This window comes from Bradyrhizobium sp. MOS002 (assembly GCF_003020115.1).
In the GTDB taxonomy this organism is placed as follows: Bacteria; Pseudomonadota; Alphaproteobacteria; order Rhizobiales; family Xanthobacteraceae; genus Bradyrhizobium.
Map to the genome: position 1 here is coordinate 166449 of NZ_PYFX01000004.1, position 11833 is coordinate 178281.

At 63.5% G+C, this 11833-nt stretch carries 13 protein-coding genes; 10 read left to right on the top strand and 3 right to left on the bottom strand.

What is annotated here, in order from left to right:
- Positions 1 to 46: 46 nt before the first annotated feature.
- From C7G41_RS13685 to C7G41_RS13700, 4 genes are read left to right on the top strand one after another with little or no spacing between them, the layout of a single operon-like run.
- Entirely contained in the window at positions 47 to 760 is a 714-nt protein-coding gene (locus C7G41_RS13685; protein ID WP_106943083.1) for a PIG-L deacetylase family protein, read from the top strand.
- Entirely contained in the window at positions 757 to 1440 is a 684-nt protein-coding gene (locus tag C7G41_RS13690; protein ID WP_106943084.1) for a 4-carboxy-4-hydroxy-2-oxoadipate aldolase/oxaloacetate decarboxylase, read from the top strand. The genes C7G41_RS13685 and C7G41_RS13690 overlap by 4 nt, the downstream gene beginning before the upstream one ends.
- Positions 1441 to 1459: 19 nt before the next feature.
- A complete protein-coding gene (locus C7G41_RS13695; RefSeq protein ID WP_106943085.1) occupies positions 1460 to 2329 on the top strand; it encodes a hypothetical protein in 870 nt (289 codons plus the stop codon).
- Positions 2329 to 3252 (top strand): NAD(P)-dependent oxidoreductase, encoded by a 924-nt coding sequence (locus C7G41_RS13700; protein WP_106943086.1) that lies wholly within the window; start codon positions 2329 to 2331, stop codon positions 3250 to 3252. The genes C7G41_RS13695 and C7G41_RS13700 overlap by 1 nt, the downstream gene beginning before the upstream one ends.
- Before the next feature lie 12 nt (positions 3253 to 3264).
- Here the strand turns inward: C7G41_RS13700 and C7G41_RS13705 are convergent, their stop codons facing one another.
- Positions 3265 to 3576, bottom strand: coding sequence for a hypothetical protein (locus tag C7G41_RS13705; protein WP_199198360.1), 312 nt, complete (start codon positions 3574 to 3576; stop codon positions 3265 to 3267).
- A gap of 213 nt (positions 3577 to 3789) precedes the next feature.
- A complete protein-coding gene (locus C7G41_RS13710) occupies positions 3790 to 5031 on the bottom strand; it encodes an amidohydrolase family protein (protein ID WP_106943087.1) in 1242 nt (413 codons plus the stop codon).
- Positions 5032 to 5178: 147 nt separating this feature from the next.
- Between C7G41_RS13710 and C7G41_RS13715 the strand changes: the two genes are divergently transcribed.
- A complete protein-coding gene (locus tag C7G41_RS13715; protein WP_106943088.1) occupies positions 5179 to 5595 on the top strand; it encodes a hypothetical protein in 417 nt (138 codons plus the stop codon).
- Here C7G41_RS13715 and C7G41_RS13720 read toward each other — a convergent pair.
- The gene (locus C7G41_RS13720; protein WP_106943645.1) at positions 5592 to 6350 is read right to left on the bottom strand and encodes a GntR family transcriptional regulator; all 759 of its coding nucleotides are present in this window, start codon (positions 6348 to 6350) and stop codon (positions 5592 to 5594) included. The genes C7G41_RS13715 and C7G41_RS13720 overlap by 4 nt on opposite strands.
- A 196-nt stretch (positions 6351 to 6546) precedes the next feature.
- Here C7G41_RS13720 and C7G41_RS13725 point away from each other — a divergent pair, with 196 nt between their 5' ends.
- From C7G41_RS13725 to C7G41_RS13745, 5 genes are all read left to right on the top strand, one after another.
- Positions 6547 to 7404, top strand: a complete 858-nt coding sequence (locus C7G41_RS13725; protein ID WP_199198361.1) for an ABC transporter ATP-binding protein — start codon at positions 6547 to 6549, stop codon at positions 7402 to 7404.
- 1 nt (position 7405) lies between these two features.
- Positions 7406 to 8182, top strand: coding sequence for an ABC transporter permease (locus C7G41_RS13730; protein ID WP_106943090.1), 777 nt, complete (start codon positions 7406 to 7408; stop codon positions 8180 to 8182).
- A gap of 45 nt (positions 8183 to 8227) precedes the next feature.
- Entirely contained in the window at positions 8228 to 9253 is a 1026-nt protein-coding gene (locus tag C7G41_RS13735; protein ID WP_106943091.1) for an ABC transporter substrate-binding protein, read from the top strand.
- 18 nt (positions 9254 to 9271) lie between these two features.
- A complete protein-coding gene (locus tag C7G41_RS13740; protein ID WP_106943092.1) occupies positions 9272 to 10708 on the top strand; it encodes an amidohydrolase family protein in 1437 nt (478 codons plus the stop codon).
- A gap of 146 nt (positions 10709 to 10854) precedes the next feature.
- Positions 10855 to 11763 (top strand): amino acid ABC transporter substrate-binding protein, encoded by a 909-nt coding sequence (locus C7G41_RS13745; protein WP_106943093.1) that lies wholly within the window; start codon positions 10855 to 10857, stop codon positions 11761 to 11763.
- Positions 11764 to 11833 lie beyond the last annotated feature (70 nt).

Here is an 11833-nt window from a genome sequence, read left to right on the forward strand (position 1 = left end):
TCCGTGATCGATAAATTGCTCATCAAGGCAAGAGGGGAATAAGCCCATGAAAACAGGTCTCGTGATCACGGCCCATCCGGGCGATTTCGTCTGGCGCGCTGGCGGCGCCATCGCGCTGCATGCGAAGAAGGGCTATCGCATGAAGATCGTCTGCTTGTCTTTCGGCGAGCGCGGCGAGAGTCAGTTCGCCTGGAAGGAGAAGGGCGCGACGCTGGACTCGGTCAAGGCCGGCCGCAAGGACGAGGCGGAGCGTGCTGCAAAGCTGCTCGGCGCCGAGATCGAGTTCTTCGATTGCGGCGACTATCCGCTGAAGCTGACGGAAGCGCATTTCGACCGTATGGTCGACATCTACCGAGAGCTCAATCCGAGCTTCGTGCTGACGCACGCGCTGGAAGACCCCTACAATTTCGACCATCCGAACGCCGCGCATTTCGCGCAGGAAACCCGCGTGGTCGCGCAGGCGATGGGCCACAAGCCCGGCGCGAAGTACAAATATTCGGCGCCGCCGGTGTTTCTGTTCGAGCCGCACCAGCCCGAGCAGTGCAACTACAAGCCGGACCTGCTCCTCAAGATCGACGAGGTCTGGAAGGAGAAGTACGAGGCGTTCCAGATCCTCGCCGCGCAGAAGCATCTGTGGGGCTACTACGAGCGCGTCGCGCTCAATCGCGGTATCCAGGGCAGCCGCAACACCGGTGTGCCGATGACGTATGGCGAGGCCTATCAGCGCCTGTTTCCGACGGTCGCGGAGGAGCTGGCATGAAGCCGGTCGTCGTTCGCAACATCAAGCGTGCCGATCCCGCCGGGATGGCCGAATACGGCGTCTCGACGGTGCACGAGGCTTATGGTCGCAGCGGCCTGATGAAGCCTTATCTGCGGCCGGTGTGGCCGGGCGCGGCGATCGCCGGTCCCGCCGTCACCGTGCTGGCGCAGCCCGGGGACAATTGGATGATCCATGTCGCGGTCGAGCAGTGCAAAAAGGGCGACATCCTCGTCGTCGGCTGTACCACCGACAATACCGACGGCATGTTCGGCGAGCTGCTCGCAACCTCGCTGCAAGCACGCGGCGTGCAGGGGCTGATTATTGATGCCGGCTGCCGCGACGTCAGAGCGCTGCACGCGATGAACTTTCCGGTGTGGTCGCGCGCGGTTTCGGCCAAGGGCACGGTCAAGGCGACACTCGGCTCGGTCAACGTCCCCGTGGTCTGCGCCGGCGTCAACGTCGATCCCGGCGACATCATCGTGGCCGATGACGACGGCGTCGTGGTGGTGCCGAAGCGCTGCGCGGCTGAGGTCGCCGAGAGGGCGAAGAAGCGCAACGCGGACGAGGGCGGCAAGCGCAAGCGGCTGGCTTCGGGCGAGCTGGGCCTCGAAATGTACAGCATGCGCGAGGCCTTGGCGAAGGCTGGGCTCGTCTATGTCGACAATCCCGAGGATATCTGAAGAGAAGCGGAGCGGGCCGATGGATCGTCTGAAGCTGAAGGCCGTGCTCGGCAGTCACCCCCATGTCCAGGCGGTGAAGAGCGGCGAGCTCCGCTCCGACCTGTTCGATCTCGATTTCGTCGCGTACACGCCGACCAACACCGCGTTCAAACCGATGGTGCGCGAGCAGGCATTCGACGTCTGCGAGATGGCGATCGTCACCTACCTGATGGCAAAGGCACATGGCAAGCCGCTGGTGCTGCTGCCTGCCAGCATGCTCGGCCGCTTCCAGCATTCCTACGCGCTGTACAATCCTGCGCATGGAACGCTCGCTCCCTCCGATCTCGAAGGCAAGCGCGTCGGTATCCGCTCGTTCACGACCACGACCGGCGCCTGGATCAGGGGCATCCTCGCCAACGACTACGGCGTCAGTCTCGACAACATCCGCTGGGTCACGTTCGAGGACCCGCATGTGGCGGAATATGTCGACACCACCGAGCGCGCACCGAAGGACAAGAAGATCCTGCAGATGCTGCTCGACGGCGAGCTCGACGCCGTTCTCGGCGAGACCTCGACCGATCCCAAGCTGAAGACGCTGTTCCCCGATCCGGCCGCGGAGGCCGCCGAATGGTACGCGCGGCACGGCGTCGTGCCGGTCAACCATCTCGTCGTCGTGACCGAGCAATTGGCGAAATCGCGGCCTGACGTAGTTTCGGGCATTTATGATCTCCTCAAGCAGAACAAGGCGCATGCCCGGCCGGCGGCAACGCCGGACCTTGTTCCGTTCGGGATCGAGGCGAACAGAAAGCCGCTGGAGCTGATCGTCGACTACGCGTTCCAGCAAGCGCTGATCCCGCGCCGCTATGCGGTCGAGGAGTTCTTCGACGAGACGACGCGAGGACTGAACTGATGGCGGGTGATCCCAAGCGATGGCAGATCGGGCTGGTCGGTTACGGCGAGGTCGGCAGGATCCTGGCCGAGGATTTGCGCCAGCAGGACATCAGGGTCTCAGCCTATGACATCAAGCTCGGAGGCGAGCAGGGCGGTTCGCTGAAGGAGCATGCGGAAAAATTCGGTGTCGGGCTCGCAGCCTCGCACACTGAGCTGACCGCCAGATCCGATTTCATCATCTCCGCGGTCACCGCGAGCCAGGCCGTGCCGGTGGCAAAGGCCTGCGCGGCCGCGATCAATCAGGGCACCTGGTTCCTGGATTTCAATTCGGCGTCTCCCGGGGCCAAGCAGCGCGCGGCCGCGCTGATCGATGGCGCCGCCGGACGTTATGTCGAGGGCGCCGTTATGACGTCGGTGCCGCCTTATCGCATCAAAGTGCCGCTGCTGCTCGGTGGTCCCGGCGCCAGGGAGCTGGAGCCGCTTTTGAACGCGGTCGGTTTTGCGGCCAAGGTTGCGAGCGACAAGCTCGGTGTTTCATCGGCGGTGAAGATGTGCCGCAGCATCATGATCAAGGGCCTGGAGGCCATGGTCATCGAAAGCTTCACCACCGCGCGCGCCTATGGCGTCGAGGATGCGGTGCTGGCTTCACTGGCGGAAACCTTTCCCACGATCGATTGGGAGAAGCAGGGCGCCTATTGCTTCCAGCGGGTGATCGAGCATGGCCGCCGTAGAGCCGAGGAAGTGCGCGAGGTCGCCGAGACCGTGCGTGAAGCGGGGCTGGCGCCGTGGTCCGCGCAGGGCACCGCCGAGCGGCAGGCCTGGGTGGCGGACCTCGCCGATGGGGGTCTGTTCGGAACGAAAGGCACCGAGGAATTCGCCCGCAGCTCCGACTGGCGCACCGAGGCCGACCGAATCCTGGCGAAGATCAATCGCGAGAAATAGGGCGGCTCCTGCTCAGGACTTTGCCGTGCGACAGCCGGTGAGCTCGTCGCGGGCGCGTTCGATCAACGCCATCAGGTCTTCGGCCTTGCGGGCCAGCCGATCGTTCGCGACTTCGGTCCGGAATTCTGCGCGGATCGATCGAATACATTTGTCGGCGGTATCGAGCGTCAGGAGCATGCGCGTCAAGTTATCCTGTGTCTGCATGCCCGCCAGATCGAGCTCCGACAGGACGTGCCCGATGCCGTCGAGCCGCTTCACGGCAGCCTCGCTGGGCGTTCTCGCTCGATTGGATTGGTAGTCGATGTCGCTGAATGCGCCGAACATGTCGATGCTTCCCCGTTGAATGCAGACATCAGTGCAGGTCCTACTATGACCGGCACCGCGGGACTTGCAATGCGCGCAGCTATCGAGAATCAGCAAGAATCTACTATCCGGGAATCTACCGGATTCGGAATTGCGGAACGAGAGGCGGTAACATCGAACGGAAGTTGCTCGGAAATCAGCCGTCCTTCAACGCAGATATGCATTGAGAGCGGATCAGGAACCGGGGCTGAAGAGAGTGGGCCGCGGTCGCGCAAAAGTCTGCCGGCCGCTCTTGAAGCCCATCACGATATCCGGCAGCTCGGCGATGGCGAAGCGGCTGTCCTGGGTATCCAGCACGACGAGATCGGCGGGGTTTCCGACCTTGATGCCGTAATCCCCGAGGTTCATCAGCCGCGCCGGCAGCTCGGTCACGAGATCAAGGCAGGTATCGAAGTCGTTGACCGAGGCATGCGCCACGTTGGCGTAGAAATTCGCCATTCGCAGCAGTGAGGCATCGCCGAACGGCGTGAAGGGATTGAGCACGTTGTTGGTCGCGACCGAGCACAGCACGCCTTCGCCGGCGAGCTTGTGGGCCAGCGTCAGCCCGCGCGGCGCGTTGTGGGTCGCCTCGCGCCCCATCAGATAGAGATCGGTCGCCGGCAGCACGGTGACGGCTACGCCGGCCTTCGCCAGTTGCGCGGTGGCGGCCTTCAGCCGCTCCGGTGGCAGTGCGGAGAGTTTCGTCGCATGGCCGATTGCCACGCGTCCTCCGTAGTTGCGCCGGTCGGTCTGCCGGCAGACCTCGTCGAGGTGCCACCAGGAGGGATCGAGATCGAAATCGAGATGGAGATCGACGTCCACGTCGAACGCCTCGGCGAGGTCGAAGATGCGTGCCAGATGGGCGTTCGGGTCGGTGTCCATATAAGGACAGCCGCCGATAGCTTTGCCGCCGTCGCGCAGCGCCTGGATTAGCAGTTCCTCAGTTCCGGGATCGTTGGTGAGGCCTTCCTGCGGAAAGACGCAGAGCGAGAGGTCGATCGCCCAGGCGTAATCGTACTTCAGCGCTTTCACCGCCTCGAAGCCGCGCAAGCTGATCCGCGGATCTATTTCGACGTGGGTTCGCATGCGCGTGGTGCCGTGGACGATGGCACGTTCGAGCACCCGGGCGCCACGCGCGTAGACGTCCTCGACCGTGAAATCCTTCTTCATCCCGGCGACGGCGCGGATCGCGTCCGAGACGCTGCCGTGATCGTGCCCGCAGCGGCCGAGCAGGCAGGCCTTGTCGAGATGGATGTGGCTGTCGACGAAGCCGGGCAGGGCGAGGCGTCCGCCGACATCGACTTCGACAGCCTCGCAGGCGAGCTTTGGCTCGATCGCAGCAATACGGCCACCCTTCACGCCGATATCGACGGGTGCGGCGGATGATCGCAACAGTGCGTTACGGAAGATCAGGTCGAAGGCGGTTTGGCTGGTCATGGGGTCTGATTCAGGCGGGTAGCCTAGCGGAAGCAGAGGACGTGGGCAGCCCCAGATTGTGTGCAGTTCTGCGATCGAATTGTTCAAAAAATGTGCATGCAATTCGAGGAGTGAATTGTAGAATGTCACGGTCCCGGAGAACCCATCATGTCTGCTTCCGCAACAGCCGAACGTCGGATGACCGACGCCGAGATCGTTGAAGCTTATCTCACGGCCTCGATGATACCCGATCCGGATGCCGCCGCGGCCTATATGAAGCCGGGGACACTTATCACGTTTACAGGCGGGCGCGAGTTCGACCATCCGCGCGGACCGACCGGCTTCAACGCCAAACGCTATCGCTGGGTAAAGAAGAAGATGGACCGGTTCGACGTCTGTCCGGGCGCGGATGAGACCGTCGTCTACAGCGTCGGCACGCTCTATGGCGAGTGGATCGACGGCACGCCGTTCGAGGGCAACCGCTATGTCGATCGCTTCGTCGTCAGGGGCGGGCAGATCGTGAAGATGGACGTCTGGAATGACAGCGCCGAGCGCATTCTGGTCCAGCGCGGGATTGAAGCCTAACCGTGTCGGGCGACTTTGGGCAGCTTGACGACGCGATCACTCGTGACCTCGTCGGCATAGGGCGCGAGGATGTCGAGCAGATCGCGGCCGCGTTGCGGGGCAGGGGCCACCAGCGCGCGATTGGCCACGGAATCGAGGTGATGATGCATCAAGTCCATCACCTTGGCCTCGTCGCCCTTGGCGAGCGCTGCGATGATTGCACGATGCTCGTTGATAGCGCATTCGGTCGAATGGGGCCGGCTGTAGAGTGACAGCGTCAGGCAGCAGCGATAGGCGACCTCGCTGACATAGCGCACCAGGATAGGGCTGCTCGTCATCTGCGCGAGCAGGATGTGGAATTCGGTGGCGAGCCGGATCGAGACGGCATCCGTGCCGCCGCGCGCGCGGTCCTCGGCATCGACATGGGCGTTCAGCTCGGCGATCTGGTTCTTGGTCAGCTTGCCCGCCAGCTGGCGGACGACGAGGCCCTCGAGCTGGATGCGGATGTCGAAGGCATCGCGCGCCTCCTGCCAGCTCGGGGTCGCCACGACGGCGATCCGGTTTCGGCGAAGCTCGACCAGGCCTTCAGCGGCGAGCTGCCCGAGAGCGTGGCGGGCAATGGTGCGGCTGACGCCGAACCTTTCGCCGAGTGAATCCTCCGGCAGCTTGGCGCCGGGCTCCAGCGCCTGCTCGATGATCGCGCGCCGCAGCGCGCGGCAGATCACGCTGACCTTGTCGGACGATTCGGAAGTCTTGTGGGTGGCGCGAGCGGCCATCGGCGAATCCATGGAGCGGGTCGTCGCCTGTCTTTAGCACAGCATTCCGGCAACCCAGCGCTCCAATTGCATGCAGTTTGGCGCTCCGATTGCCTAAATCGAATCCCCGCTCTTTCGCGCATCGTTCGCTACGCCCTTGATTTTGCGGAAGTCGACGACTGGCATGCAGTGTGCATGCACTTTGGGTGTGATGCGCATGCAACCTAATGCCCAGTTTGACGGCCAGCCTGTTCCCGAAGGCTCCGGCCCCACCGCCATCGAGCTGTCCGAGGCGTCCGTGACCTTCGGGCGTGGCGATCGCGCCGTGCCGGCTCTGTCGAAGACCAGCTTGCGGATCGCCGACGGTGAGTTTGTCGCACTGGTCGGCCCATCCGGATGCGGCAAATCGACCATTCTGCGTCTCGTCAGCGGCCTGGTGCAGCCGACCAGCGGCGTCGTCATCGTCGGCGGCCGCGAGGTTACCGCGCGGGCGCTACGTGTGGGCATGGCGTTCCAGAACCCCACCATGCTGCCGTGGATGACGATCGAGCGGAATATCATGCTGCCGCTCAAGATCGTCGAGCCGTTCCGCTCCAATTTTCGCAGACTGCGCAAGACCGAATTCCGCGACAAAGCCAACACGTTGCTGGAGCAGGTCGGCCTCAAGGGCTTCGGCAGCCGTTATCCCTGGCAGCTTTCGGGCGGCATGCTCCAGCGTGCCAATCTCTGCCGCGCGCTGATCCACGAGCCGCGCCTGTTGCTGCTGGACGAGCCGTTCGGTGCGCTCGACCAATTCACCCGCGAGGAGCTGTGGGCGATTCTGCAGAATCTTTGGATGACGCACAAGCCGACGGTGCTGCTCGTCACCCATGACCTGCGCGAGGCCGGCTTCCTGGCCAGCCGCATCTGCGTGATGAGCGCGCGCCCGGGCCGCATTCTCGACGACAGCCGTGTGGAGTTCGTGCGGCCGCGCACCGTCGCCATGACGTTCGAGCCGAATTTCGTCGCGCTGAACCAGAAGCTGCGCGCCTTCATCGAGGATGCGCGCAGCGCTACTGAGCGGGGGACAGGCTGAGATGTCAGGAATTGATATCAGGCAGAAGGCGTGGTCGGCCGGACTGATCGTGCTGTTCTTCGTCGCCTGGGAGCTGTTTTGCCTCGCCACCGGCATGTCGGATCTGGTGCTGCCGCGGCCCTCGCAGGTGTTCGTGACCCTGTACCAGCGCTTTCCCGTGCTGTGGCCGCATATCGTGCAGACGCTCGCCACCACGATGTTCGGCTTCGTTCTGGGCGTCGCACTCGGCGTTGCGCTTGGCGCGATCATCGGCGTTTCCAAGACGGCCTATGACACCTGCTATCCGCTCCTGATCGGCTTCTCCTCGATCCCCAAGGTCGCCGTGGTGCCGATCTTCGTGCTGTGGTTCGGCTCCGGCACGGTGCCGGCGGTGCTGACCGCGCTGTCGATCTGCTTCTTCCCGATCGTCGTCAACATCGCCACGGGCCTTGCGACCACCGAGCCGGAGCTCGAGGACGTGCTCAAGGCGCTCGGCGCCAGCAAGTTCGACATTCTCTGGAATGTCGGTCTGCCCAGGACCATGCCGTTCTTCTTCGCCTCGCTGAAAGTCGCGGTCTCCTACGCCTTCGTCGGCGCGGTGCTCTCGGAGACGGTCGCCTCCAACCGCGGCCTCGGTAACGTCATGATGACCGCTTCGTCCAATTTCAACGTGCCGCTGGTGTTCGCCAGCCTGTTCGTGCTCGCGGCCCTCGGCGTCGTGCTCTACGTCGTGTTCTCGCTGATCGAGGGGCGGGTCACCGGCTGGGCCACGCGCAAGAACGACGTCATCGCCACCTGATCTGAATTTCTGAAACGTCACGCAACGAAGCTTGAGGAGGTCTCGATGTTGAGAAAAGTAACTGCCGCACTGTTGGGATTGGCCCTGTCCACGGGCATCGCCACGGCCGAGGACACCACGATCAAGTTCACGCTGGGCTGGAAGACGCAAGGCAGTGACGCCGCGTTCTTCTACGCCAAGGACAACGGCTTCTTCAAAGAGGAAGGCCTCAACGTCGTGATCGACCAGGGCGAAGGCTCCGGCGCGACCGTCACGCGCGTCATGTCGGGTGCCTATGATGCCGGCTTCGGCGACGTCAACGCCATCATCCAGAACGCCTCGACCAAGCCGCAGGACGCCCCCGTCATGGTCTACATGATGTGGAACCAGCCGCCGTTTGCGATCGTTGCCAAGAACAGCAGCGGCATCAAGACCATCAAGGACTTCGAGGGCCACACGCTCGGCGGCGCGCAGGGCACGCCGACGACGCGGCTGTTGCCGGTGTTCACGCGCAAGAACGGGCTCGACGGCGAGAAGATCAAGATCTCGAACATGGCGCCGAACCTCCAGGAACCGATGCTGATCAAGGGCGACATCGACGCAGCTTTGGTCTTCAACATCACCAGCTACTTCAATCTCGTGCTCAACCGCCAGGATCCGGACAAGGACTTCAAATGGTTTTCGTTCGGTGAGTACGGCCTCGATCTTTATTCCAACGGCGTGATGGTCTCGAAGAAGCTGCTCGCGTCCAACCCGAAGGCGGTTGCCGGCCTCGTGCGCGCAATCAACAAAGGTGCCATCGCGGTCGCCAAGGACCAGAATGCGGGCATGAAGGCCGCGCTGAACTATGACAATCTGATCGACGTCGCCGTGGAAAAGCGCCGGCTGCAATATTCCTTCGACAAGCTGATCGTCTCGCCGGAGATGAAGGAGATCGGCATCGGCGACATCAAGGACGACCGCATGACGCGCGCGATCGGGATTATCGTCGAGGGTTACCAGCTCGCCCGCGCCCCCACGCCTGCGGAAGTGTTTTCCCGCGAGTTCCTGCCGCCGCGCGCGGAGCGGGAGCTGGTATATACGGCCAACTAACTTGGAGTAACGGCGGTCATGGCCACGGAGATTTCGGCAACCAGCCTGTTCTGTGGTCCTGACCGCGCCATCGGCGACGACGTCACGCTGCGCCACGACGGCGGCGTCATCACTGACATCTCCGGAGGAGCGGGGCCCGTCAGCCCTCGCTCCTTCGTCATACCCGCCTTCATCAACGCGCATGATCATGCCCGCGCGACCGCGTCGTCCTTCGGCGCGGTCGGTATGCCCCTGGAAAGCTGGATCCTGCGGACCGCACTGGGCACGCCGGTCGATCCCTACCTGACCGCGACCTCCGCGCTGGCGCGGGCGGCGAAGGCCGGCTGCTCGGCGATGATGGTTCACTACACACGACCGAGCGGAACGATGCCCATCCTCGATGAAGCCAAGGCGATCGCGAGGGCTGCATCCGACGTCGGCATCCGCATCGCCTTCGCGCTGGCCGTGCGCGACCAGAATCCGATCGTCTATGGCGACGCTGAACCGGTTCTCGCCGGACTTTCCAGCGACGACCGTAAGACCATCGAGGATCTCTTTGTCCGCGCGCCGATGCCGCCAAAGGCCTATATCGAATTGACCGACGCCATTGCCGCGGCGATCGCTGGCCCGATGATCGATGTGCAGCTCGGGCCCGCCGGCGTGCAATGGTGCTCGAAGCCGCTGTTGCAAGCAGTGGCGGAAAATTCGGAGCGAACCGGCCGCCGCGTCCACATGCATCTGCTGGAGACCGTGTATCAGCGCGCCTGGGCCGATCAGCATTTTCCGGACATGGTGCGCTGGCTGCGCGACATCGGCTTCCTCTCGGAGCGGCTGACGCTGGCGCATTGCATCCACGCCCGTCCGGACGAGCTCGAGATGATCGCGGCCTCCGGCACGCGCATCGTCACCAATTTCAGCTCGAACATGCATTTGCGCTCGGGTCTGGCGCCCATCGCGGCCGCGCACAAATGCGGCTGTGCCATCGCTGTCGGTGTCGACGGGCTGGCGCTGGACGAGGACGACGACATCCTGCGCGAGATGCGGCTTGTGCAGATGGTCCATGGCGGCCTCGGCTTCAAGGCGACGTGGGCGCCCGCCGAGATGTTCGCGCTCGCGATCCGCAACGGCCGTCGGGCCACGGGTGCGCCCGGCACGGGCGACCTTGTGCCCGGCAATCCCGCGGACTTCGTTGCGATCGATCTCGACCGGCTCGATCGCGACCGGATCATGCCCGTCGATCCCATGGCGCTGCTGTTCGCGCGGGGCAATGCGTCCTTGGTGAAGGAGGTCGTGGTTGCGGGCAAGACGATCGTGAGGGACGGGGTCTGCGCAGGCGTCGACCTTCCGGCTATCGAGCAGGAACTGCGTGCGATCTACCGCGCCAACGTCGGCAGGCTGTCGAATTTCCAGCGGATGTGGCCACCATTGTCTGAGCGACTATCCGGTTGGTTCGAGCAGCAACTCACCTGCGAATAGGGGGGAGCCATGATGCCCCTTTCTTGGTTGATATAAAACCGCGATAGCTGATAGTCGGAACCTCGTCTGGTGATTGGTCCGGCCCTGGGCTACACCGTGCGCGGCCGCGCGCCGGCGCGGCCCATAATTCCCTTGAGGAGTCCCCGATGCGTCTTCCCACCGTTCTTTTGGCCCTCACATGCCTTGCAACGGCCGCCTCCGCCGAAGACCTGTCGGGCACGCTCCAGAAGGTCAAAGAGACCAAGAAGATCACGCTGGGCTATCAGGAGGCCTCGGTCCCATTCAGCTATCTCGACGGCAACCAGAAACCGGTCGGCTTTGCCATGGATATCTGCCTCAGAATCGTGGATGCCGTGAAGAAACAGCTCGGCATGCCCGACATCGCCGTCGACTATCTGGCTGTGACGTCGTCAAACCGGATTCCGTTGATGGTCAACGGGACGCTCGATCTGCATTGCTCTGCGACCACCAACAACGCCGACCGCCAGAAGCAGGTCGCCTTCACCAACACGCACTTCCTCAGCGCGACCCGGTTTGCGGCCAAGAAGGCCGCAAAGATCAACACCATCGACGATCTCAAAGGCAAAGCGGTGACGGCGGTGGCCGGCTCGGTCAACCTGACCCAGCTCGCCAAGGTCAACACGGAGCGCAACCTCGGCATCAACGTGATGCCGGCCAAGGACCAGGCCGAAGCCTTCCTGTTATTGGAAACCGACCGCGCGCAGGCCTACGCGCTCGACGACGTGCAGCTCGCGGTCGCGATCGCGCGCTCGAAGGAACCACAGCTCTTCATGATCAGCGAGGAGACGTTCTCGAAGCCTGAGCCCTACGGGATCATGCTGCGGCGGGAGGATGCGCCGTTCAAGGCGCTGGCCGATCGCGCCACGGCAGAGCTCTATGCGAGCCCGGAGATCGAGGTCCTCTACAAGAGGTGGCTGGAATCGCCGACGCCGCCGAACGGCCTCAATTACAACGTCCCGATGTCGGGCGCCTTGCGCAACGCCTTCAAGAAGCCGAGCTCCAGCTTCGATCCAGATGTCTACGCGGTGAACTGAGCGAGCCCTGACGCATTCGCGGCGCAAAGGGACACGCTCCGCATTGTTGCGCCCTCTCCCCTTGCGGGAG